This window comes from Neorhizobium sp. DAR64862/K0K3 (assembly GCF_050500185.1).
GTDB lineage: Bacteria > Pseudomonadota > Alphaproteobacteria > Rhizobiales > Rhizobiaceae > Neorhizobium > Neorhizobium soli.
Genome location: NZ_CP191449.1, coordinates 2,774,259 through 2,797,783, shown reverse-complemented (window position 1 = coordinate 2,797,783; position 23,525 = coordinate 2,774,259). Strand labels below are relative to the sequence as shown.

At 62.2% G+C, this 23,525-nt stretch carries 21 protein-coding genes and 1 pseudogene; 10 read left to right on the top strand and 12 right to left on the bottom strand.

Annotated elements, in window-relative coordinates; genetic code table 11:
• Nucleotides 1–253: 253 nt before the first annotated feature.
• The 4 genes from rsmI to ACQY1L_RS13530 all read left to right on the top strand — a co-directional run bounded on the left by rsmI (nucleotide 254) and on the right by ACQY1L_RS13530 (nucleotide 4,344).
• Entirely contained in the window at nucleotides 254–1,195 is a 942-nt protein-coding gene (gene rsmI / locus ACQY1L_RS13545; RefSeq protein WP_430241203.1) for a 16S rRNA (cytidine(1402)-2'-O)-methyltransferase, read from the top strand.
• A gap of 9 nt (nucleotides 1,196–1,204) precedes the next feature.
• On the top strand, nucleotides 1,205–1,576 hold the full coding sequence (locus tag ACQY1L_RS13540) for a YraN family protein (RefSeq protein ID WP_430241201.1): 372 nt from the start codon (nucleotides 1,205–1,207) through the stop codon (nucleotides 1,574–1,576).
• Nucleotides 1,577–1,687: 111 nt separating this feature from the next.
• Entirely contained in the window at nucleotides 1,688–2,638 is a 951-nt protein-coding gene (gene gshB, locus ACQY1L_RS13535) for a glutathione synthase (RefSeq protein WP_113109371.1), read from the top strand.
• Nucleotides 2,639–2,811: 173 nt separating this feature from the next.
• Nucleotides 2,812–4,344 (top strand): YifB family Mg chelatase-like AAA ATPase, encoded by a 1,533-nt coding sequence (locus ACQY1L_RS13530; protein WP_113166954.1) that lies wholly within the window; start codon nucleotides 2,812–2,814, stop codon nucleotides 4,342–4,344.
• A 33-nt stretch (nucleotides 4,345–4,377) separates the two neighbouring features.
• Here the strand turns inward: ACQY1L_RS13530 and dut are convergent, their stop codons facing one another.
• Nucleotides 4,378–4,848 (bottom strand): dUTP diphosphatase, encoded by a 471-nt coding sequence (gene dut / locus ACQY1L_RS13525; RefSeq protein WP_430241198.1) that lies wholly within the window; start codon nucleotides 4,846–4,848, stop codon nucleotides 4,378–4,380.
• A gap of 90 nt (nucleotides 4,849–4,938) precedes the next feature.
• On the opposite strand from dut, the gene ACQY1L_RS13520 reads away from it, so the two are divergent.
• Entirely contained in the window at nucleotides 4,939–6,519 is a 1,581-nt protein-coding gene (locus tag ACQY1L_RS13520; protein WP_430241196.1) for a peptide chain release factor 3, read from the top strand.
• A gap of 2 nt (nucleotides 6,520–6,521) precedes the next feature.
• Here the strand turns inward: ACQY1L_RS13520 and ACQY1L_RS13515 are convergent, their stop codons facing one another.
• The 4 genes from ACQY1L_RS13515 to otsB form a co-directional block, all read right to left on the bottom strand.
• Entirely contained in the window at nucleotides 6,522–7,106 is a 585-nt protein-coding gene (locus ACQY1L_RS13515) for an IMPACT family protein (RefSeq protein ID WP_430241194.1), read from the bottom strand.
• A gap of 49 nt (nucleotides 7,107–7,155) precedes the next feature.
• Nucleotides 7,156–8,094: a threonine/serine dehydratase gene (locus ACQY1L_RS13510; protein WP_430241192.1), complete on the bottom strand. Its 939-nt coding sequence runs from the start codon at nucleotides 8,092–8,094 to the stop codon at nucleotides 7,156–7,158.
• 152 nt (nucleotides 8,095–8,246) lie between these two features.
• Nucleotides 8,247–9,626, bottom strand: coding sequence for an alpha,alpha-trehalose-phosphate synthase (UDP-forming) (otsA, locus tag ACQY1L_RS13505; RefSeq protein WP_062454049.1), 1,380 nt, complete (start codon nucleotides 9,624–9,626; stop codon nucleotides 8,247–8,249).
• A 35-nt stretch (nucleotides 9,627–9,661) separates the two neighbouring features.
• Nucleotides 9,662–10,459 carry a trehalose-phosphatase gene (gene otsB, locus ACQY1L_RS13500; protein WP_430241190.1) on the bottom strand — a complete coding sequence of 266 codons (798 nt, stop codon included), beginning with the start codon at nucleotides 10,457–10,459 and terminating at the stop codon, nucleotides 9,662–9,664.
• A 192-nt stretch (nucleotides 10,460–10,651) separates the two neighbouring features.
• Between otsB and ACQY1L_RS13495 the strand changes: the two genes are divergently transcribed.
• Nucleotides 10,652–11,470 (top strand): class II glutamine amidotransferase, encoded by an 819-nt coding sequence (locus tag ACQY1L_RS13495; RefSeq protein ID WP_062454047.1) that lies wholly within the window; start codon nucleotides 10,652–10,654, stop codon nucleotides 11,468–11,470.
• A 3-nt stretch (nucleotides 11,471–11,473) separates the two neighbouring features.
• Here the strand turns inward: ACQY1L_RS13495 and coaBC are convergent, their stop codons facing one another.
• Nucleotides 11,474–12,679, bottom strand: a complete 1,206-nt coding sequence (gene coaBC, locus ACQY1L_RS13490; protein WP_430243963.1) for a bifunctional phosphopantothenoylcysteine decarboxylase/phosphopantothenate--cysteine ligase CoaBC — start codon at nucleotides 12,677–12,679, stop codon at nucleotides 11,474–11,476.
• Nucleotides 12,680–12,825: 146 nt separating this feature from the next.
• Here coaBC and ACQY1L_RS13485 point away from each other — a divergent pair.
• Nucleotides 12,826–13,188: pseudogene (locus ACQY1L_RS13485) on the top strand (glyoxalase superfamily protein); the annotation flags it as partial.
• Nucleotides 13,189–13,197: 9 nt separating this feature from the next.
• On the opposite strand, the gene ACQY1L_RS13480 reads toward ACQY1L_RS13485, so the two are convergent.
• Nucleotides 13,198–14,070, bottom strand: a complete 873-nt coding sequence (locus ACQY1L_RS13480) for a LysR family transcriptional regulator (RefSeq protein WP_430241188.1) — start codon at nucleotides 14,068–14,070, stop codon at nucleotides 13,198–13,200.
• Between the two features lie 97 nt (nucleotides 14,071–14,167).
• Between ACQY1L_RS13480 and ACQY1L_RS13475 the strand changes: the two genes are divergently transcribed.
• Nucleotides 14,168–15,436, top strand: a complete 1,269-nt coding sequence (locus ACQY1L_RS13475; RefSeq protein ID WP_430241186.1) for an MFS transporter — start codon at nucleotides 14,168–14,170, stop codon at nucleotides 15,434–15,436.
• Here the strand turns inward: ACQY1L_RS13475 and ACQY1L_RS13470 are convergent.
• The 5 genes from ACQY1L_RS13470 to ubiE form a co-directional block, all read right to left on the bottom strand.
• Nucleotides 15,433–16,218 (bottom strand): ATP-dependent Clp protease proteolytic subunit, encoded by a 786-nt coding sequence (locus ACQY1L_RS13470; protein ID WP_430241184.1) that lies wholly within the window; start codon nucleotides 16,216–16,218, stop codon nucleotides 15,433–15,435. The two genes, ACQY1L_RS13475 and ACQY1L_RS13470, sit on opposite strands and share 4 nt — an antisense overlap.
• Nucleotides 16,205–17,572 (bottom strand): hypothetical protein, encoded by a 1,368-nt coding sequence (locus tag ACQY1L_RS13465; protein ID WP_430241182.1) that lies wholly within the window; start codon nucleotides 17,570–17,572, stop codon nucleotides 16,205–16,207. Before ACQY1L_RS13465 ends, ACQY1L_RS13470 begins: the two co-directional genes overlap by 14 nt.
• A gap of 93 nt (nucleotides 17,573–17,665) precedes the next feature.
• Complete coding sequence (locus tag ACQY1L_RS13460; protein ID WP_430241180.1) at nucleotides 17,666–19,252, bottom strand: aromatic amino acid lyase; 1,587 nt, start codon at nucleotides 19,250–19,252, stop codon at nucleotides 17,666–17,668.
• An 87-nt stretch (nucleotides 19,253–19,339) separates the two neighbouring features.
• Nucleotides 19,340–20,902, bottom strand: coding sequence for a 2-polyprenylphenol 6-hydroxylase (gene ubiB / locus ACQY1L_RS13455; RefSeq protein WP_430241178.1), 1,563 nt, complete (start codon nucleotides 20,900–20,902; stop codon nucleotides 19,340–19,342).
• Nucleotides 20,903–20,906: 4 nt separating this feature from the next.
• Nucleotides 20,907–21,683 carry a bifunctional demethylmenaquinone methyltransferase/2-methoxy-6-polyprenyl-1,4-benzoquinol methylase UbiE gene (gene ubiE / locus ACQY1L_RS13450; RefSeq protein ID WP_174195505.1) on the bottom strand — a complete coding sequence of 259 codons (777 nt, stop codon included), beginning with the start codon at nucleotides 21,681–21,683 and terminating at the stop codon, nucleotides 20,907–20,909.
• Nucleotides 21,684–21,810: 127 nt separating this feature from the next.
• Here ubiE and mutM point away from each other — a divergent pair, with 127 nt between their 5' ends.
• Entirely contained in the window at nucleotides 21,811–22,689 is an 879-nt protein-coding gene (gene mutM, locus ACQY1L_RS13445) for a bifunctional DNA-formamidopyrimidine glycosylase/DNA-(apurinic or apyrimidinic site) lyase (protein ID WP_062454039.1), read from the top strand.
• Nucleotides 22,690–22,969: 280 nt separating this feature from the next.
• Nucleotides 22,970–23,236, top strand: coding sequence for a 30S ribosomal protein S20 (rpsT, locus tag ACQY1L_RS13440; protein ID WP_062454038.1), 267 nt, complete (start codon nucleotides 22,970–22,972; stop codon nucleotides 23,234–23,236).
• Nucleotides 23,237–23,525: the final 289 nt, after the last annotated feature.

The following is a 23,525-nucleotide window of genomic DNA, read 5'->3' as shown; positions in this document are numbered from 1 at the left end:
CGCTTTCGACCGTGGCGATCCGGCTGGGCGGACCACCTGATATTCTCTGCCGGCCATTGCGCAGCCGGAACATGTGGACCGGCAAAATGGCAGACATTCGGATGCGAAAGCAAGAGCAGAACCGTCCCTGCGCCATTTGAATTGCTTGTTCATACCGCACTTGCACACAGAAAACGCAACGCGGCGAAACCGGACGCGCAAAACATCGCCGGCCTCTGCTTGCCGAAGTCTGCGGCCTCGACCATAACAGGCGATGACCCTCGACCAATCTTCAGAGCAATCCACCGAAACCGCTGCCGAACCCGCCAAGGGGCAGCGCGGTTACCGCGTCGGCAACACGTTCATCGCGTCCCGCCCCATCGAACCGGCGCTCTATCTTGTCGCCACCCCGATCGGCAATCTCGGCGATATCACGCTGCGTGCGCTCGAAACCCTGTCCGGTGTCGATGTGCTGGCCTGCGAGGACACAAGGGTGACCCGCGTGCTGCTCGATCGTTACGGCATCGTCAATCGCCCTTATTCGTACCACGAGCACAATGCCAACGAAGCCGGGCCGAAGCTGATTGCGGCACTCGAAGCCGGCAAGTCTGTGGCGCTGGTCTCCGATGCCGGCACGCCGCTGGTCTCGGATCCCGGCTATCGCCTCGGCCAGATGGCGATCGATGCCGGTTATCGTGTCGTGCCGATCCCCGGCGCGTCCGCCCCGCTTGCGGCCCTCGTCGGTTCCGGCATGCCGTCGGATGCTTTCCTGTTCGTCGGGTTCCTGTCTTCCAAGGACAAAGCCCGCCGCGACCGGCTTGGCGAACTTTCAAAGATCCCGGCAACGCTGATCCTGTTTGAATCGCCCCATCGCATCGCTCACACTCTCGTTTCTGCAGCCGATGTGCTGGGCGGCAGCAGGCTCGCCTGCGTCTGCCGGGAACTCACCAAGACCTACGAGGAGTTTCGCCGGGGCACACTGGCAGAGCTTGCCGCGCACTACGGTGACGGCCACAACGTCAAAGGCGAGATCGTCCTTCTGATCGAACCCCCAGCACCTGAAGAGGCGCCGGGCGAGGTGGAGGTCGATGCCATCCTCCAGGACCTTTCCAAAACGCATCCGACGGCAAAGGCTGCGACTGAGGCGGCGCGGATCACCGGCCTGCCGCGCAAGGATCTCTATCAGCGCCTCATCGCCATGAAGAACGGGACCTGATGGATCGCGATGGCACAACGGGATGAGATCGGCGCCAGACGCCGCAAGGCAGAGCGCCGCGGCCATGTCTCGGAGTATGTCGCTGCCGCCTATCTCATGCTGAAAGGCTACCGCATCCTCGCCATCCGCCACCGCACGAAGCTGGGCGAGATCGATCTCATCGCCCGCAAGCGCGATCTCTTGGTCTTTGTCGAGGTGAAGGCGAGACAATCCGAGATGAACGCGCTCGACGCCGTCTCCTACGCATCGCAGAAACGGATCCGGGACGCGAGCGATCTCTGGCTGTCGAAACGCAAGGACGCATCCGGGTTATCGCAGCGATACGACATCGTCGCCGTTCTGCCGGGAAGGTTTCCGCGCCATTTTGAGGATGCGTTCTAGGCCTCTGGCAGCGGAGGCTCCGCCGCGGCCTTGTCGGAATATCCCGGCCAAGGTTGCCTTTCGGGGTTCGTCGTCCTACATCAGGCGGGCCAATCCTAGGGGGCTGAAGTCATGGCGAAAATTCGCACGGTCGCATTTCAGATGGACCACATTTCCGGCATCAACATTGCCGGCGATTCCACATTCGCCATGGCGCTCGAAGCGCAATCGCGCGGTTACGAGCTGTTCCACTATACGCCCGACCGCCTGACGATGCGCGACGGCCGCATCTTTGCAGCCCTCGAGCCGCTGCAGGTGCGTGACATCAAGGGCGATCACTTTACCCTTGGGGAAAAGCAGCCGACCGATCTGTCGACGATGGATGTGGTGCAGCTTCGCCAGGATCCGCCCTTCGACATGGGCTACATTACATCCACCCATCTTCTGGAGCGCATTCATCCAAAGACGCTCGTCGTCAATGACCCGGCCTGGGTGCGCAACTCGCCGGAAAAGATCTTCGTCACCGAATTCGCCGACCTGATGCCGCCGACACTGATCTCCCGTGACCCGGCTGAAATCGCCAAGTTCCGCGAAGAGCTCGGCGATATCATCCTGAAGCCGCTTTACGGCAATGGCGGCGCCGGCGTTTTTCACTCCGCCCGCGATGATCGCAACTTCACGTCGCTGCTTGAAATGTTCGGCCAGATGTATCGCGGCGAGCCCTATATCGCGCAGGCCTACCTTCCGGCGGTGCGAAAGGGCGACAAGCGCATTCTTCTCGTCAACGGCGAACCGGTCGGCGCGATCAACCGCGTGCCCGCGGAAACCGACAGCCGCTCCAACATGCATGTCGGCGGCCGTGCCGAGGCGACCGACATCACGCCGCGCGAGAAGGAAATCTGCGCCCGTATCGGGCCGGCTCTGCGTGAACGCGGCTTCATCTTTGTCGGCATCGACGTCATCGGCGATTACATGACCGAGATCAACGTCACCTCTCCGACAGGCATCCGCGAGGTCAAGAAATTCGGCGGTGCAGACGTCGCGAGCCTGATGTGGGATGCAATCGACGCCAAGCAGAGCTGATAACCGTTCACATTTGTTCTCGTTATGCAACCTGATGCACGCTGTCCTCGTCTCATGCGCGAAATTGTTCACTACCTGTTCTTGAAATTCACCGTCAATCGTGCGAGCTTTCAACCTGCGGCACGGTAGGCGGGAATTTCCCCACCTTAGCTTGCGCAAGTGGGCGGGTCGGAATGGTCGCGCGTATCAGAACGGTAGCATTTCAGGGCATTGAGGGCATTCCGGTCGATGTGCAGGTCATGATCGGCCCTGGCAAGATCGGCATGCATATTGTCGGCCTGCCGGACAAGGCAGTGGCCGAAAGCCGCGAGCGGGTGCAGGCAGCACTGCATGCCTCGGGCCTCGCCATGCCGCCGAAGAAAGTCACGGTCAATCTCGCCCCGGCCGACCTTCCCAAAGAAGGCAGCCATTTCGACCTCGCGATCGCCGTTGGCCTGATGGCAGCGCTCGGTGCCGTACCCGGCGACATGCTGGCCGATTATGTCGTGATCGGCGAGTTGAACCTCGATGGAACGCTTGCAGCCGTCGCCGGTGCGCTTCCGGCGGCCATCAGCGCCAATGCGATCGGAAAAGGCTTGATCTGCCCAGCCGAAAGCGGCGCCGAGGCGGCATGGGCTGGACCCGGCGTCGATATTCTCGCCCCCCGCAGCCTGATCGCGCTCGCCAATCATTTTCGCGGCACGCAGGTCATGTCGCGGCCGCAGCCGGCGGTCCGTGCACCGCCCGCCAATCTGCCTGACCTTGTCGATATCAAAGGCCAGGAAAGCGCCAAGCGCGCGCTCGAAGTCTCGGCTGCCGGCGGTCATAACCTCCTGATGGTCGGTCCGCCCGGTTCGGGAAAATCCATGCTCGCAGCCCGCCTTCCGTCGATATTGCCGCCGCTTTCGGCAACCGAACTGCTCGAAGTCTCGATGATCCACTCGATCGCCGGCCAGCTTTCGGGCGGAAAGCTGTCGGACCGGAGGCCCTATCGCATGCCGCATCATTCCGCCACGATGGCGGCACTGGTCGGCGGCGGTCTGCGCGCCAGGCCCGGAGAAGCCTCGCTCGCGCATCACGGCATCCTTTTCCTGGATGAGTTTCCGGAATTCTCGCCCCAGGTTCTCGATGCGCTCCGCCAGCCGCTGGAGACTGGCGAATGTGTTATCGCCCGGGCCAACCACCGGGTCTCCTATCCGGCGAGCATCCAGCTCGTAGCCGCGATGAACCCGTGTCGCTGCGGCATGGCGGGACAACCGGGACATAGCTGCGCCCGTGGCCCGCGCTGTGCCTCGGATTATCAGGCACGTATCTCCGGCCCGCTCATGGACCGCATCGATATCCGTATCGATGTGCCAGCTGTCTCCGCAAGCGATCTGATCCGCCCGGCACCGGCAGAGCCAAGCGCCGGCGTGGCAAGGCGGGTGGCGGCCGCACGCGACAGGCAAAGAGAGCGCTTCGAAGGCGAGGGCCAGTACACGGTTCTCACCAACGCGCGCTGTTCCACCGCCATGATCGAGAAGTTCGCCGAGCTCGATGCGGGAGGGCTGCAATTGTTGCGCGACGCGGCGGAAAAGCTGAAATTCTCCGCCCGCGGCTATCATCGGGTCTTGCGGGTGGCGCGGACGCTGGCCGATCTCGACGAGAAGGATGGTATCGGGAGAATACACCTTGCCGAGGCGATCTCGTATCGGATGGCCGGGGAGCGGCCCACCGTATCCGCATGATTGACCTTAGACGTCACGGGTTTCTGACGAACTTCAGACGCCGGTGGATCCGAACCCGCCGGCACCGCGTGCCGTGGCACTTGCCTCGCTCACTTCGACGATCTGCGCCTGGGTAACGGGCGCGATCACCATCTGTGCGATCCGCATGCCGCGGGTAATGACGAAATCCTCGTCGCCCAGATTGATCAGCAGAACCTTCACTTCGCCGCGGTAATCGCTGTCGATCGTGCCCGGCGTGTTGAGGCAGGTGATGCCGTTCTTGAACGCAAGCCCCGAACGCGGGCGGATCTGCACCTCGAACCCGGCGGGGATCTCGAACACGAGACCGGTCGGCACCAGGGCGCGCTTGCCGGGTGCTATCGTCAGCGGCTCGCCATCGGTCACGGCGGCACGCAGGTCCATGCCGGCAGCACCTGATGTCTCGTAGGCGGGCAGATCCAGGTTCTGCCCGTGCGGCAGACGCAGGACATTGAGCACGGGTGAGGAGGGGGCTTGAATGGTCATTGCCCATTACTTTGCGCCGCAGCGCGGCAGGTCAATTGCAATGGCGGGCTTTAGTCGCTAGATACCGCGGCAATTCACAGGATATAAAAGATGGCCGAAACCATTGCAGAGGCGGTCTCCCGCCGCCGCACATTCGCGATTATTGCGCATCCGGACGCGGGCAAGACAACGCTGACGGAAAAGCTGCTTCTGTTCGGGGGCGCCATCCAGCTCGCCGGTGAGGTCAAGGCCAAGAAGGATCGCATCCAGACGCGGTCCGACTGGATGAAGATCGAACGCGAACGCGGCATCTCGGTCGTGACGTCGGTGATGACGTTCGAATATGCCGACAAGGTGTTCAACATTCTCGATACGCCCGGCCACGAAGACTTCGCGGACGATACCTATCGCACGCTGACGGCTGTGGATGCGGCGATCATGGTCATCGATGCCGCCAAGGGCATCGAGCCGCGCACGCTGAAGCTGTTTGAAGTCTGCCGCATGCGCGACATTCCGATCATCACCTTCATCAACAAGATGGACCGCGAAAGCCGCGACATTTTCGAAGTCCTCGACGAGGTCGAGGAGAAGCTTGCGCTGGATACGGCGCCCATTACCTGGCCGATCGGTCGTTCCAAGAGCTTCTGCGGAACCTACCACCTAGCCGATAACCGGGTGCGTGGTCCAGACAGCGAGGACGCGATCTCGGTCAACGGACCGCAGGCCGTCGCCGACCGCCTGCCGGAAAACGAACGCGCGGCCTTCGTCGAGGAAGTCGAACTGGCGCGGGAAGCCTGCCGCCCGTTTGACAGGAAGGCCTTTCTCGAAGGTCACATGACGCCGGTTTTCTTCGGCTCGGCGCTGCGTAATCTCGGCGTCCGGGATCTGATCACGGCGTTGGCAGACTTTGCTCCGCCGCCGCGTGACCAGGTCGCGGATATCCGCACTGTGCATGCAAGCGAAGACAAGATGACGGCCTTCGTTTTCAAGATCCAGGCCAACATGGATCCGAACCACCGCGACCGTATCGCCTTTGCGCGCATCTGCTCGGGCAAGCTGGAGCGTGGCATGAAGGCAAGGCTTGCCCGCACCGGCAAGCAGATGGGCCTCACGGCGCCGCAGTTCTTCTTCGCCTCGCAGCGTCACATCGCCGATACCGCCTTTGCCGGTGATGTCGTCGGCATTCCCAACCACGGGACGCTTCGTATTGGCGATACGCTGACGGAAGGCGAAAATCTTGTCTTCCAGGGCGTCCCGAACTTCTCGCCGGAAATCCTGCGCCGCGTGCGTCTGGAAGATGCGATGAAGGCGAAGAAGCTGAAGGAAGCCCTGCAGCAGATGGCAGAAGAAGGCGTCGTGCAGCTGTTTTCCCCGGAAGACGGATCGCCCGCCATCGTCGGCGTCGTCGGCGCGCTGCAGCTCGACGTTCTCAAAGAGCGGCTGCAGGGGGAATATACGCTGCCGGTCTCGTTCGAAATGTCCCGCTTCTCCGTCTGCCGCTGGATCTCGTCGGATCAGCCGGCGGAGCTTGAGAAGTTCCTGACGGTCAAGCGCGGCGATATCGCCCGCGATCTTGATGGCGATCCGGTCTTTCTGGCGCAGGACTCGTTTTCGCTGCGCTACGAGTCCGAACGCTTCCCGGCCATCAAGATGGTGGCCATCAAGGAATATCACGTCGCCAAGGCGGCGTGATTTCAATCCAGCGATAGCTCCGACCTGCCGCTGGTGAGGTCGGAGATCAGCCTTGAAATGACGTCCTGCTCGGCTTCCGGTATCTGGATCCGCAGCTCGGCGCCCGTATCCGTGAACACTTCCTCGGTGATCTTCACGTCCTCGATCGACTGCAGCCTGGCTTTCGTTCGTGCAAGGTCGGAAAACTCGATGCTGACGGCACCCAGCACCGACGGTTTGACTTCGATGAGCGGGGCCGCCCTCAGACAGGCGGCAGCCGTGCCGCCATAGGCGCGCACCAGACCACCGCTACCGAGCAGAATGCCGCCGAACCAGCGGATCACGATGACGACAGCCTTGTCCAGCGACTGGCCGTCCATGGCCGCAAGGATCGGCTTGCCCGCCGTACCGCTCGGCTCGCCGTCATCGGAAAAGCGATAGGCTGATCCAATCCGCCAGGCCCAGCAGTTGTGAGTGGCATCGGCAACGCTATGCCCAGCAATGGCGTCTTTCGCTTCCCCCTCGCTTACCACGGGAAGCGCGATCGCCAGAAAGCGGCTTTTCTTGATGACCTGCTCGAATGTGGCCGGCTGTTCTAGCTGAAACATGGTCTCAGCATTATCGCTGCCGCATCCCGAAGGGAAGTGTGGCGCACGCTCAACCGAAATCGACGGCCGTCGTGTTCGATCCGCAGACCAGCACGCAGACGCGCTCACCCGGATGTGGACGGTATTTGCCGGACAAGACAGCCGGAAACGCCGCCGCACCACCCGGCTCGGTCACCAGCCGCGCGCCAGACCAGAGCACCTTCTGCGCGTTCAGAATGTCCTCGTCGGTCACGAGGACCGGCGGCTCGATGAATGCCTGGGCCACCGGAAACATCAGCTGCCCGACCTGCCTTGGCGCAAGCGAGTCGGCCGCGATACCGCCGGCCGGCGCATCCACGGGACGGCCTGCCTTGAAGGCGTCGTAAAGCGTCGGCGCGCGGTCGGATTCGACGGCGACGATCTTCACCCGGCCGCGCATCCAGGATGCGATACCGCCGATCAGTCCGCCGCCGCCGACAGCTACCAGCAACGTCGTGATATGTGGCAGGTCTTCCTCGATTTCCTTGCCGAGCGTGCCTTGTCCCGCCAGCGTTTCCTTCTGGTCGAACGCATGCACCGCCATCGCCCCCGTCTGCGCGACATACTTCTCGCTTGCGGCCAGCGCATCCGCATAGCGGTCGCCGCCGATCACGAGCTCTGCCCCGTAGGAGCGGATGAGATCTATCTTCGCCTTGGAGGCGACGCTTGGGACAAAGATATGCGCGGGCACACCGAGCTTGTGGGCCGCATAGGCAACCGCTGCTCCGTGATTGCCGCCGGACGCTGCAACCACACCTGCTGCCTGCACCTCGCGGCCAAGAAGATTGGTAAAGGCGCCGCGGACCTTGAACGAACCGGAATGCTGCAACTGCTCGAGCTTGAGATCGACTTGGCATGGTTCGGTCCCAAAGTCCTGCATGTCCACCCGCATCGTCGGGGTTCGGCGGATATGCGGACGGATCAGGGTTTCGGCGTCGGCAATATGTTCGGCTGTGACTGCGACCGGCATGGAGACCTCGAAATGAATTGGCATCAATCCGCAGGTCGCGAAATGATGAAAAGGCAACGGGATCTATTCAGCGCATTGGCGGCGGCCGGTCAATCCGCCTCACTCAAGGGAGTCGAAGCCGCCCGGCATTGCGGGGCGGCTCCAGCGGATAGTCAGTCCTCGATGAGGTCCTTGAGGAAGTCGTCGCACCAGCGATTGATGTCGTAGGTCAGCAGATGATCCATCATCATCTGCCAGCGCTGCTTCCGCTCATCCAGCGGCATGCTGAGCCCGCGCGCGATGGCATGCGCCGTTCCCTCGATGTCGTATGGGTTGACCAGAAGCGCGCCGCGCAGCTCGCGGGCCGCTCCGGCAAAGCGGGACAGCACCAGCACGCCCGGATCTTCCGGATCCTGCGCCGCCACATATTCCTTGGCGACAAGGTTCATCCCGTCGCGCAGGGGCGTCACGAGGCCGATCTTCGCCAGCCGGTAGAGACCTGCAAGTACCGGGCGTGGCACGGATCTGTTGATATAGCGGATTGGCACCCAGTCCACGGTGCCGATCGCCCCGTTCACGCGGCCAGCCTGTTCGGCGACCATGCGCTGCATCTGCTCGTACTCCGGCACTTCGGAGCGCGATTTCGGCGTGATCTGCAGATAGGTCACCTTGTTGTGGTGATCCGGGTTGGTGGCGACAAACTGCTCGAAGGCGTCGATACGCTGCGTGATGCCCTTTGAATAATCCAGGCGGTCGACGCCGATGATGAGATCCTTGCCCTCGACGCTCTGGCGGGCCTTGCGCACCATCGCGTTCTTTTCGGCCTTGATCGCGAATTTGGAAAAGATCTCGGTCTCGATCGAGATCGAATAGGCGCCGCCCTTGAAGGTGCGCCCGAAGGTCGAAAACTTCTTGCCGCCGTCGATCCGCTCGCCGATTCCTTCGCGAACCAGCCCGCCGCCAAAATTGTCCAGATCGAAATCCGTCTGGAAACCGACAAGGTCATACTGCGAAAGACCGCGCATGATCTGCTCATGAACCGGCATGGTGAACAGCACGTCGGCTGGTGGCCACGGGATATGCAGGAAGAAGCCGATCTTGTTCTTGAAACCCATCTGGCGAAGTTCGGCTGCCAGCGGGATCAGGTGGTAGTCATGCACCCAGATGATGTCGTCTTCCTTGAGAAGCGGCGCAAGCTTCTGCGCAAAGAAGCGGTTCACCCGGAAATAGCCGGCCATTTCCTTACGACCGTATTCGGCCAAGTCCATCCGGTAGTGGCAGATCGGCCAGAGCACCCGGTTGGCAAAGCCGTGGTAATATTCCTCGACGTCGGTGTCGGTGAGATCGGTTAGCGCATAGGTGATCGCGCCATGCTCCTGCATCTCGAGCGGGCCGGGTTCCTCGTTGCCGCTGGAATTGCCGGACCAACCCATCCAGATGCCGCCGCGTTCCTCAAGGGCTGCCTGCAGGGCTACGGCAAGGCCGCCGGCAGGTGCCGCACCGGTCTTGTCCGGAACGGTGACGCGGTTCGATACGACCACTAGACGGCTCACGATATTTCCTTTCGAAAATGCATTCTCAAATCAGTTCAGGCTGCGGCAAGCTTGGCGATCAGCGCGCGCAGTTCGGCGGCCGATCCCAATGTTGCCGACGCGACGGTGTCTGCCGCGATATCGGAAATACGGATCGAGTGGCCGCCCAACTTGTTGGCAACCCTGAACATCGCTTCATCAGTTACATCGTCACCGATCGCGATAGGCAACCGGCCGGCAAATGGCTCTTCGCTGAGAAAAGCCCGCAGCGCATCGCCCTTGCTGGCGCGGGCAGGGCGGATTTCCACCACCATCTTGCCCCGCTGCAGAGTGAAGTCGGATCCTGCCCGCTCGCGATAGCGTTCCATCGCCGCCTCGACTTGCCCCTGGAATGTCGGCGCCTGTCGGTAGTGGGCAGCCACGGCGAGACCCTTGTCCTCGACAAGAACGCCCGGCCAGGCTGCTGCTTCCTCGGCAAGGCTTGCTTTCAGCGCCTCGAAATCAGGACCTGGCGTTACCCGCTCGATCGCTCCCGACATCGATCGTCTTTCCGCCCCGTGCAGGCCGGCAATCGGAAAGACATGCGGCTTGAACAGCTGATCGGCGTAGGGCAGAGCCCGACCCGTCACCAGCGCCACGGCACCGCTCAGTTTCGCGGAAAGCCGGGTCAGATTCTCGGCCAGATCGTCAGGCACGACGATACCATCAGGCGTATCCGCGATGTCGATCAGCGTACCGTCGATATCGAAGAAAACTGCCCATTTCCCGGGCTGGTTCAGCACTTCGTGCAGAATGTCGGTGCCGTCAGATGTGTTCGTATGCGCGTTCGCGCTCGCTTTCGTGTCATCAACCATGCGGCTTCATTTAGGCTTTGAAGCCGCCGCGACAACAGGCTGAGGCAACATTGCGTTGCAAAACGTGATGGGGAAGGGGCCACAAAACTGTCATCTGGGCCGGTAATTCATGTTTCATTAACCCTATTTCGAGACGCTTGATTTTCGACGGTTGCGTGCGTTGCAGGCAGACAGAGTGGAGCAGAAAGACAGATGTGTCGTTGGGCAGCTTATCGGGGTGAACCGCTTTATCTGGAAGAACTGGTCTCTTCGCCCGCCCATTCCCTGATCGAGCAATCCCACTGTGCCACACGCGCAAAGACCGCCACCAATGGCGATGGTTTCGGCATCGCCTGGTATGGCGACAGGCCTGAGCCCGGCCGCTACCGGGACATCCTTCCGGCCTGGTCCGACTGCAATCTGCGCAGTATCGCACGGCAGATCCGCTCGCCGCTGTTCCTTGCCCATGTCCGCGCCGCAACGACGGGCGCAACACGGCGCGACAACTGTCACCCCTTCGTCCACGGCCACTGGTCCTTCATGCACAATGGCCAGGTCGCGAGCTTCGAAGCGATCCGCCGGCCGCTCGAAAGCCTGTTATCGGACGAACTGTTCTCGGCCCGGACCGGATCGACCGATTCCGAGCTTCTCTTCCTTCTGGCGCTGCAGTTCGGCATGGATACCGATCCCTTGGGTGCGATGGAAAAGGCGATCGCCGCCGTCGAAGACATCTCGATGGAACGGCTTGGCACGGCACTCGTGCGCTTCACCGCATGCTTTTCCAACGGCCGCCAGCTTTATGCGGTACGCTATGCCACGGATCACAAGCCACCGACCCTCTATGCCGCACCGATGACGGGCAAGGGGTCGGATGCGGATGGATCAAAGACCGGCTACTGCCTGGTGTCCGAACCTTTGAACGACGAGGCCGATACCTGGGTAGAAATTCCAGACGGCAGCGCCGTCAAGGTCTGCCCGGATGGCATGCAGGCACTGCTCTTCCAGCCGCAGGCGCTGTCGAAGGCTGCGTGATCCTTATGCGAGGCGGGCCGCTATCAGCTCGGCCAGCCGCATCGCAACCTCGTCCTTGCCAAGATCGGGCCACGCATCGATCGCGGTCTTGCTGATGATCTTCACCTGATTGCGCATGCCGCCCATGACGCCGGTCTGAGGAGAGACGTCGTTTGCAACAATCAGGTCTGCACCCTTGCGCTGAAGCTTCGAGCGCCCGTTCTCTTCGACATTCTGCGTCTCGGCGGCGAAACCGACGACGAGAGTGGGACGCTTTTTGTGATGCCCGACGGTTTTGAGGATGTCCGGGTTTTCGGTCAGCAGCAGCGGCGCCGGCGCTTCGCCCGGCATCTTCTTGATCTTCTGGTCGGTCGAAGACGCCACCCGCCAGTCGGCAACGGCCGCCACCATCACGGCGATATCGGCGGGCAGACGGCTCGTCACGGCGTCGAGCATCTCAGCCGCTGTCTCCACATGCAGCGTCGTGACGCCGTCGGGATCGGGGATCGTTACTGGGCCTGAAACCAGCGTCACATCGGCACCAAGTTTAGCGAGGGCCGCGGCAATCGCATGGCCCTGACGGCCGGATGAGCGATTGGCAATGTAGCGCACCGGGTCGATCGGCTCGTGCGTGGGGCCGGAGGTCACAATCGCCGTCTTGCCGGAAAGCGGCTTCGGCGAAGCATCCAGCAGCGCAATCGCTGCAGCAACGATCTGAAGCGGCTCGGCCATCCGGCCAGCACCTACCTCGTTGCTCTCAGCCATCTCGCCGACCATCGGCCCGATCAGATGGATGCCATCAGCCTTCAGCGTCTCGGCATTGCGTTTCGTCGGTGCGGCCGACCACATTTTCGGGTTCATGGCAGGTGCCACCAGCACGGGCAGATCGGTTGCCAGAAGAACGGCGCTTGCCAGATCATCCGCCATTCCATGGGCCATCTTCGCCATCAGGTCGGCACTTGCCGGTGCCACGATCACAAGGTCCGCATCGCGCGCCAGCCGGATATGGCCGACATCCTGTTCGTCCTCGCGCGAAAAAATCTCCGTATAGACATGCCCGCCCGACAGTGCCCCGACGGCAAGCGGCGTCACGAATTCCTGGGCAGCCCGCGTCATGACCGGCCGCACCGAGGCCCCGCGTTCGCGCAGCCGCCGGATCAGGTCGAGGCTCTTGTAAGCCGCGATGCCGCCTGAGATGATGAGAAGGATGCGCTTGTCTTTGAGTTCCATAGCCCGCCCGCTTTCGAAGTGACCGGAAGCTAGGGTTTTGTTCTTGAACATGCAATCGTCCTGCAGCAAGAGTGGTGAAACTCCGATGAACGGCGGTCGCAATGAATGATTTCAAGTCGGTCGAACCTGCGTCAAGCCAGACCCTGATCCAGCCGGCCATCCCGATCTTCCGCATTTTCGACGTCGGCAAGGCGATGGAGTTCTATTGCGGGTTCTTAAGCTTCAGCGTCGATTGGGAGCATCGGTTCGCTCCCGACGCACCGCTCTATTGCCAGATATCGCGCAGCGGCATGCTGATGCATCTGTCCGAACATGCGCGCGATGCCTCGCCGGGTGCCCGCGTGTTTGTCCCCATCACCGGTGCTGCAGCGCTCCACAGGGAACTCAATGCCAAGGACTACGCCTATATGCGGCCGGGGCTGCACCAGGCGCCCTGGGGTCTGGAGGTTTCGGTGACGGATCCGTTCAGCAACCGCATCACCTTCTGCGAACGCGAGATCAAAGGCTAACCGGTCAGCCTAGACCAGTTCGAACAGGTTGAGCGCGATCGGGGAACGCTGTGCCTTCATCACGGCGATGCCCAGTCGCGCCACCGGTCCCGGCCCCTCGATCGGCCGGTACACGACGCCCTCGATGGCGATCTTCGTGATAGAGCCCGGGACGATCGAGACGCCCAGCCCTGCGGCAACCAGATTGACCACGGACGGGATCTGCGGCGCTTCCTGCGTGACGTTGAGCTCGAACCCCGCATCGCGGCAGGCGCTGAGGATATCGTCGAACAGGCTGAGACCCACCGTGCGCGGAAACAGCACGAAGGGCTCTCCTGCAAGCGCTGCAATCGGCACGGTGCTTAAGGTCGCAAGCTCGTGGTGCGCCGGCAGTGCGATCAGCATCGGCTCGTCCGCCAGACGTTTTAGCCGTACCGCCTTCGGGTCTTCCAACCCTGGACGGATAAAGGCTGCGTCGATCTCGCCGCGTTCCAGTTTCTCGATCAGCCAGTTGCTGTTCATTTCCGCCAGCGACAGCGCAACGCCCGGCCACTCGCTCCGGAAACGCCGGATCGCGCCGGTTACGACCGGGTTGAAGGCCGCAGACGCGGTAAAGCCCAGCGCCAGCTTGCCTGTCTCGCCGCGCGCGGCACGGCGGGCAGAAAGTTTCGCAGCCTCTGCTGCCGCAAGCGAAGCCCGCGCTTCGGGCAGAAAGGCTGCCCCGGCCGCAGTCAATTCCGCACCATGCGGCACCCGGTGAAAAAGTGCTGCCCCGATCTCGGTTTCGAGGTCGCGGATCTGCTGGCTGAGCGGTGGCTGGCCAATACCAAGCCGTGCCGCAGCCCGCGTGAAATTCTGCTCCTCGGCGACAGCGAGGAAATAGCGGATATGCCTGAGTTCCATCGGTATCTGTAAAACCTATCGAGAACGCCTGCGCCATATATTGGATTAATGGGAACCGACTGGCTACCTTTGATAGACCTGAAAGGTCGAATTCCCCATGCCCGCCTCCGCATCCCTGAACGCCGATTTGTCAGCGGCACCGAACGGTCAAGCTCTTGCAGAAGAGGGGGAGGGTGAGAAGCTCTATCTTGTCCGCGGCACGCCTGCCTATGGGAGAGCAAGCCTCGCCTTTTTCATGTCGGGCTTTTCAACCTTTGCGCTGCTCTACTGCGTCCAGCCGCTCATGCCGATCTTCGCGCGTGACTTCGGCGTCAGTCCGGCGGCAAGCTCGCTGTCCCTGTCGCTGTCGACGGGCTTTCTGGCGGTCGCCATCTTTTGCGCCGCCGCCGTGTCGGAGCGGTTCGGCCGCCGCAGCCTGATGTTCGTGTCTCTGCTCGGCGCCTCGATCTGCACCATCGCCTGCGCCGCCATGCCGAACTGGAACCTGCTTCTGATCATTCGTGCGCTGGAAGGCCTGTTGCTCGGCGGCGTTCCGGCGGTCGCCATGGCCTATCTGTCGGAGGAAGTCGATCCGAAAGGTCTCGGCGCCGCGATGGGCCTCTATATCGCCGGCAATGCCTTTGGCGGCATGGCGGGGCGTGTCGTCACCGGGGTTCTGGCCGAATATTTCTCCTGGCGTCTGGCGCTTGTCGGCATGGGCGCGCTCGGCATCGTCGCCGCCATCGGCTTTCTCGTTCTCCTGCCGCCATCGCGCAACTTCGTGCCGCGCAAATCCAACCTGCGCTATCATGTCGATGCCTGGCTCGGTCACCTGAACCATCCGGCACTGGCACTCCTGTTTGCCATCGGCTTCCTGCTGATGGGCGCGTTCGTCACCATCTACAATTACATCGGCTTCCGGCTGGTGGACGCACCCTACAGTCTCGATCAGACGGAGCTCGGCCTCATCTTCACGGTCTATCTGTTCGGTATCGTCGCGTCCTGGGCCGCGGGTATTCTTGGGGATCGCTTCGGCCATTTCGCCGTCATGCTCACGGGCATCGTCCTGGCTTTTGCTGGTGTCGTCATCACACTCGCCACGCCGCTGCCGCTGATCATTCTCGGCATCGTCCTGCTCACCTCCGGCTTCTTCATCGCCCATTCTGTGGCAAGTGCTTTGGTCGGCCGGATGGCGAAAGGCACCAAGGGCCACGCCTCCTCGCTCTATCTTCTGGGATATTATCTGGGCTCGAGCGTCGCCGGCTCGGTGGGCGGCCACTTCTGGAGCGCCGATGGCTGGTGGGCCGTATCGGCATTTACCGGGACCATGCTGGCGCTCGCGCTCGCGGCAGCACTGCTGTCGCGCAGTATCACGCAGCGAAGCTAGCTCTTCTTGGCGGACGCGTTGACGGCGGGAGCCGGCGGGGTCGTCAGTTTGAAATCCGTCATTTCCTTCGGCGTCAGATAGTACAGTCGGTCCGGCGGGGTCTCCAGTGCGTGCAGCCACAGGCCGGAGCCGATCCCCATTTCCTCCAGATGCCGCGAGACGCGCGCCGTGGTCGCCTGTGCGCCGGACATCGCCTCGTCGGCGCTCGGCCTGTTGCGGCCGCCGTTGAACACCTGGTGCACGCCGATCACCGCATCCTTTTGGGCCACCCGCGTGACACCACCGGCAAACACGATCGGGCAGGAGGAAGCACAGAGCCCCTTGGTCACCACAAGCGTGGCCAGCTTCTTCTCTCGGATCAGCTTCGACATGGCGATTGCGTCGCCCACCGAGCCGCCGGGGGAGTTGAGCGACACCGTCTTCACATATTCGCCGCGGGCTTCGATCTCGGTCGCAAAGCGCTCGGCGGCACCCGGCTCGATCGCTCCTTCAGCCTTCAGAATGCCACCCGTTGTCAGGTTGAAGGTCATCGCCTTGCGCAGCACGTTTGCCGGGCTTGAAGGCTCGACGGGCGGCGCTGCCGGTCGCCCCTCGGTCAGCGCTGGTGGCAGCACGGGATCCGTCTCGCGCATCGGATCGTACCCCGGGCTCTCGGGCTTTGCGGTCGCGATCTCGCGAATGTCGGTCACCAGGAAAATGCCGGAAATGCCGAGCATGAGATAGAAGACGCCGCTCAGGATGACACCGTCGTCGAGCCGGCGGATTGCCTCACCGATCCTCATGGCTGCGGTCCCGGCGCGATTTCGGATCGAGACTGGTGATATTGGTATTCTCGTCGGCCTTTGCCTGTTCCGCCTTCACCTCGTCCGCCTTCGCCTCGGCCAATCGTTCATCCTCCTCGGATGTCTCGGGCTTTTCCATGGCAGCGGTCGCCTGTTCCACGCTCATGCCGCTGGCACTGACGGCGCGCTGGACTTCCAGCGCCTGCAAAAGCTCGGCAGCGGTAATGCGCTCGGCAAATGGAAGCGGGTCTTCCTGTCGGCGGATCGCGCCATGCACGACGGCCAGGATGAACACCATCACACCCGGCAGAAGATCAATGGAGATCGCACCGGCCCAGGCGGGAATGAAGTCGCCGGCATACTCCAGAACGGCGCCGGCCGGCGAAAGCGGCACGAAGCGCCGTTCTCCGACAGTCGGACGCGACAGGATCTCGTCGGCAGCCTTGGCCAGCGCTTTGGATTGCGCGGTCACCGAAGCCTTCACCGTCTCCATCACCTGGTTCTGGCGGTTGACGAGGTCTGGCGCTGCCCCATCCGGCACCGGCGCGATAAAGCCGATCGCCAGATCGTCTGCCGCACGACGGATGGACGGCGCGATCGATGTCTGCGAAAGCGAGGACACGACGCCCGTCAGCGCCACGGCCTCGGTCGAGAACTGGTCGGCGCGGGGTCCGATGTCGCCCGGCGCCGAGACCAGTCCGCGCATTGCCTCCAGCCGCTTCTGGCCCTGTTCGAAAAGATCGGCCACCTGTTCGCGCGACCCGTTGATATTGCCTTCCAGCGATTTCATCTGGGCCGACATCTGGGTGAGCAACTGCACCACGCTGCCGGAGCCGGTGGTGCCGGTCAGCGAGCCGGACTGGCGCTCGACACCGGAAAGCTGCGAGAACCGCTCACCAGCGCGCTGGATATCCGGCAGCAGGCTCTGCGCGGCGATCGCGTTCTGGTGCGCGCGGTCGAGATCGGCCGTATAGGCTTCCACGGTTTCGGAAAGGTGCTGTTCGACGGCGGACGAACCGGCAAGTGCCGCAGCGTTCAGCCAGCTCGACATCGCCATGATCATCACGGCACCTGCGGCCATCACTGCCAGCATTGCCGTGCGCCCGGTCCGCGATGTGATATGCGGATAGAACCGCGCCATGTAGGACCAGAAGGCATAGATGCCGACCGACACCGACACGGAATAGATGATCGCGGCAAAGAACACCGCCGTCGGCGACCCGTCGAGAATGGTGCGGGCACCGAGATAGGTATAGACGCCCGATGCCAGCGCCAGCACTGCCAGCGCAAATCGCGTCATCGTTTCGACGGCAACGACGCCGTCCTGCAGCCGTCGGGAAGCGCCAAGCGCCATGGGCAAACTCCAAATGGCCACCTGGGGCACGCGAAAGGACTATATTCCTTCAAGAAAGTCTGAAGAACCCGGCGGAATAAAGGCGCATTACGCTCACGCTTGCGTGGGTTGTACGCCCTGCATGCCGAAGCCACCAAGCGCAAAGAAACCGTCGATCGCATGGATCGGCGAGATGGCGATCAGCTCTGTCAGGAAGGCCTCGGACGCGAGTTCTGCCTCGATCGCCTCAACCTCCGCCGAAAGCGGCCGATCGACCGTGTAGAAGGCTGCATGGCGGCGTACGGCATCGTAGATCAGCTTGACCGCGCCACCCGGCTCGTCGCCGTGGATATCCATCGCCTGGGCAGCAAGCAGCGCTTCAAGCGCCGCCAGTCTCTGCAGGGCCTGCACCTGTCGCTCGAACCGCTCGATCACCAGCGGCAGAAACGCTGCCTCGTCCTCCATGCCGCCGGCCACCACCAGCGACTGCGCCGAAACCGGGTTGGTCATCGACAGCACGCGCGAAAAGATTTCGCCGGCCAACTTGATGATAGGCCCGAAGCCGGTCGCGATCACGCCATGCGGAACGAGGTTGACCGGAAGGTCGCGGCGCTGGCCGTTTCCAAGAAGAACGCAGCGGTTGAAGGCATTGCGTGCCGCATGCGCCATCGTCAGCGACGCCGATTCCAGGAGCACCGTAACGTCGAGCGGCAGTGAACCGCCTGATGTCAGAACCCGGCCGTCGACGATCACGGGGTTGTCGTCGGAGCGGCCCGTTGCCGCGAGGATCTTGTGGCCGGCGGTCAGCACGCTTTCAAACACGGTGCCGAACACCTGCGCGATCATGCGCAGGCTCAACGGGTCCTGGATTTGCGTCGCCTTCGGCCAGTCCCAGCCTTCGGATGCGTTGCACAGCCATTTTCCGATCATCGCTTCGCGCGGCGTGCCCACATGGGTGACGGCAATCCACGGATCGCGGGAGCCGCCCATGGCACCGGAAGCGGCCATGCCGGTGGCAAGCAGCGTGCGGATGGCGCAGGCCGCCGTGCGCGTCGCGTCGGCGGCGGCCGCAAAGCTGACGGAATTGACGCTGAGTGAGGCAAGACTGTCGCGCGGCGCCATTTTCATGGGCGCGATGCCTGCCGCCGCAAAGGCTTCCGCCGCGGGCAGGCGGCGTCCCTCGAAGACAGCCTCGCCGACGCCGGTCAGGACAGCACCGATCTGCCCCATCAGGCCGATATCCGCGCAGCCGATCGAGCCGGTGCGCCGCACGATCGGAATGACGTCGGCCTTGAGGAGTTCAAGATAGGCCTGAACCAGTTCGGTCGAACAGCCCACATAGCCCGTCAGCGCCGTGTTGACGCGGAGCGCCATCGCATTGCGCACGACGCAGATCGGAAACGGTTCGCCGGTGCCGAAGTGATGGGCCCGGACGAGCCCGATATTGAAAGCGTCGAGCTCTTCCGGCGACCACGCGACGTCCTTCATCGCACCAACGCCGGTCGTCGCGCCATAGACGGGCGTGCCCTCGGCAATCGTGCTCTCCAGCACCAACCGCGCCGCAGCGACACGGGCAAGCCCTTCGGCACTGGCTGTCACGGTAACTTCGCCACGGCCGATCTTGATCAGCTCGGCAAAGCCGATCGGCTGGCCGGTGAGTTCGATTGTGATGCGGTCTGGGTTTTCGGGTGCGGCGGACATGGCATTCCTTTTTGCCCGCACACTAATTCATCCTGTCGTCCAAGGTATATCCCAGAACCTGGACATCTGATGTCGCAACGCGCCTTTTCAGACGACGGCGAAGGCGATGACGACGAGCGAGATCGCGATGATCCACAGTGCCCAGCGGCCGGAGCGGCTGTGCCGGGCTTCCGCCTTGCCGATTGCGTCCGCCGTCTCGGGGTCGAAACGCAGGCCGTGTTCGCTCATGTGAACGAGTTCCCGGTGCAGGGTTTCCGTCTTGGCGGCAATCTCCGGCAAGGCTTCGGCGAGCTTCAGGCCCGCCTTCATCCCGTCCTTGAGGTCGGATGCGATGCGCTTGGGGCCGAGATTGTCGCGGATCCACTGGCCGACGACCGGTTCCGCGGCCTTCCACATGTTGAAACGCGGGTCGAGAATGCGCGACACGCCTTCGACGACGACCATGGTTTTCTGCAAGAGGATCAACTGCGGCTGGGTCTGCATCTCGAACAGGTCGGTCACTTCGAACAGCAGCGCCAGCAGCCGGGCCATGGAGATGGTTTCGGCGGGCTGACCGTGGATCGGCTCGCCGATCGCCCGGATCGCCTGCGCGAAGGCTGCAACGTCGTGATGCGCAGGCACATAGCCCGCTTCGAAATGCACCTCGGCGACACGCATATAGTCGCGGGTAATAAAGCCGTAGAGGATTTCGGCGAGGAAGCGTCGTTCCTTTTTGCCCAGCCGTCCGGTGATCCCCATGTCGACGGCGACGATCGTACCGTCCCGCTCGACGAAGAGGTTGCCGGGATGCATGTCGGCATGGAAGAAGCCGTCGCGAAGCGTGTGACGCAGGAAGGACTGGATCAGCACTTCTGCGAGCTTTTCCAGATCGTGGCCGGCAGCCCTCAGCGCCGGGACGTCGTTCATCTTGGCGCCGTCGATCCACTCCATGGTGATGACATCGCGACCGGTCCGCTCCCAGTCCACCTCGGGCACGCGGAAACCGGGATCGTCCCTCGTGTTTTCGGCGATTTCGGAAAGGGCCGCAGCCTCAAGGCGCAGGTCCATTTCCATCTTGGTGGTCTGTTCCAGCGTCTTCGTCACCTCGATCGGGCGAAGTCTTCGACTGGAGGGCATCAGCCGTTCCTGCATGCGGGCAACCACATACATGCCTTCGATGTCATTTGCGAAACGCTGGCGCACGCCGGGGCGCACCACTTTCACGGCCATCTTTTTGCCGTTCACTTCGGCCGGATGCACCTGCGCGATCGAGGCGGCCGCGATCGGCTCGTGGAACGATGTGTAGAGATCGCTGATCGGGCGGCCAAGCGAGGTCTCGACGGCGGTTTTTGCAGCATCCGTGGGGAAGAAGGCCATCCGGTCCTGCAGCATGGCAAGATCGACGGCCCAGTCGACGCCGACGACATCCGGGCGGGTGGCGAGAAATTGGCCGATCTTCACATAGGAAGGGCCAAGCCTTCCCACGGCGCGGGTCAGCCTTTCGCTGCGTGGCTGCTTCTTCGCCCGAAAACGGGTGAGCGGCTCCAGCATGGATTTGAGAATGCCGACGGCCGGCGGCAGGTCCTGGGTCGGCAGGGCCGAAACCACGCCTTCGCGGACAAGAACCCAGCCGACGCGGGCGAGCCGGAAATAAGCGCCGATCGTGCTCATCGCTTCAGAGCTTCCAGCCGGAATGCAGGGCTGCTATCCCGCCGGTATAATTGGTGTAGCTCACACGCGAAAAACCGGCAGTCCGGATCATCGCTGCGAAATTCTCCTGGTTGGGGAATTTGCGGATCGATTCCACCAGATACTGGTAGGGCTCGGAATCACCGGTGATCATCTTGCCGAAGCGCGGGATCGCCCGGAACGACCACTCGTCATAGAACTTGTCGAGCAGCGGAAGCTCCACTTCCGAAAATTCCAGAACCAGCAACCGTCCGCCACGCTTCAGCACGCGAAAGGCTTCAGACAGCGCCACGTCCATGCGCGGAACGTTGCGGATCCCGAAGGCGACAGTATAGGCGTCGAAGGAATTGTCCTCGAATGGCAGGGATTCTGCATTCGCCTCGATGAAATCGAGATTGCCGGACAGCTTTTTCTTCTGCGCCCGCTCGGCACCCACGGCCAGCATCGAGCCATTGATATCGAGCACCGTCGTATGGGCCTTGAGGCCCGAGGCCTCGACGATGCGGAATGCGACGTCGCCGGTGCCGCCCGCCACATCCAGCGTCCGGTAGCTCGCATCCTTGCGCGGATTGAGCGCGGTAATCATCGCGTCCTTCCACACCCGGTGCATGCCCGCCGACATGACGTCGTTCATCACGTCATAGCGCTTGGCGACCTTGTGGAATACGTCGTTGACGAGGCCCTGCTTTTCCCCATCGGCCACCTGGCGGAAGCCATAGGAGGTTTCCATTCCGCCTTCGGCGCGGGTGCGGGCTTCGGTCATGGGCAGCTCCTCGGTGTCTCTATCCAGGCGGACCATAGCGAAACCGGTTTCCGGACGCTATGTGGTGGATTACCGCCCGGTCTATAGAGCACCGGCGGCATCGTTGAAACAGGAAGTTAGGTAGACCATGCCCGAATTGCCAGAGGTCGAAACCGTTCGTCGCGGCCTTTCTCCGGCCATGGAGGGAGCAAAGCTTGCAAGGCTGCAGCTGAACCGCACCGATCTGCGCTTTCCGTTCCCGGAAAATCTTGTCGCCGCAGTCGAAGGCCGGCAGATCATCGCGCTGGGAAGACGCGCCAAATACCTGCTGATCGACCTCGAAGACGATCTCACCATCATTGCCCATCTCGGCATGTCCGGCTCGTTCAGGGTCGAGGAAGAGGCGCTTGGCACATTTCATCATCCGCGCTCCAAGGACGAGAAGCATGACCACGTCGTCTTTCATCTGGAGCGTGGCAACGAGACATTGAAGGTCATCTATAATGATCCGCGCCGTTTCGGCTTCCTGCATCTGGCAAAGCGCAGCGAGCTCGATCTCTACCCGGCATTTGCGCAACTCGGTCCGGAGCCGACCGGCAACGCGCTCGATGCGGAGTATCTCGGCAAGCGGTTTTCCGGCAAGGCGCAGCCATTGAAGAGCACGCTGCTCGATCAGACCGTGATCGCCGGTCTCGGCAATATCTATGTCTGCGAAGCGCTGTGGCGCGCGCACCTGTCGCCGAAGAGGGCAGCGGGCAGCATCGTCACGCCCAAGGGCCGGCCGAAGAAGGAGCTGGTGCTGCTGACGGAAGCGATCCGCGCTGTCATTGCCGATGCGATTGCAGCCGGCGGCTCGTCTCTGCGCGACCATATCCAGACGGACGGCTCGCTTGGCTATTTCCAGCATTCCTTCTCTGTCTATGACCAGGAGGATAAGCCCTGCCGCACGCCGGGCTGCGGCGGCACCGTTGCTCGTATCACCCAAGCCGGCCGCTCCACCTTCTACTGCCCGCGCTGCCAGAAGTGATCAGGCGTTGCAGGCGATGTTTGAACACGCATCCCTATAAGGAGAGTGGGAGGGGTTATGGTCGCGAAAAGGACGCGGGACTTCGCCAAACGGCAAATTCAGCAGCACCCTTCATGCGAATCCGCGTTGACGAGGCGCGCTATACCGGTTATATGCCCGCCCACAGTTGGGAAAGCCTGATCGACGGCTTCCTCTATTGCTCCCGAATTGCTGGATTGATGGTCGCAGGACCTACGCGGCAACGGCGGAGTTTTGGTTCGAATTCGTAGAGAGGCATGATATGGCCAATACAACTTCGGCGAAAAAAGCGACCCGCAAGATCGCTAGCCGTACCGCAGTCAACAAGTCCCGCCGCTCGCGCGTTCGTGGCTTTATCCGCAAGGTTGAAGAAGCGATCGCAACGGGTGACGTATCCGTCGCTGCTGCTGCTCTGAAGGCAGCTCAGCCGGAAATCGCACGCGCTGCAACGAAGGGCGTCCTTCACAGCAACACGGCGTCCCGCAAGGTCTCGCGCCTGGCAGCTCGCGTCAAGGCACTCTCCGCCTAATATCACCTTTAGCGTGCATGCATCAAAAGCCTGGTCGGTCGACCGGGCTTTTTGTGATTCTCGGTCCTTTGTACTTCGTTAACCGGCTCAGTAACGGTTACGTGTCAGGTGCGTGACAGATTTTCCCGATGAAATACAAAGGCTTATGAGAGGTCTGCCCAAGTCTGGCGGCAATTCCGCCAACCCGCCGCCTGCTTTTTGAGTCAAGGTTTTTTTTATTTTTTCTCTGAATCGTACCATCAGAAATAGATGGATTTTGAATCCCATTGATTCAACTGGGATTCTTCTC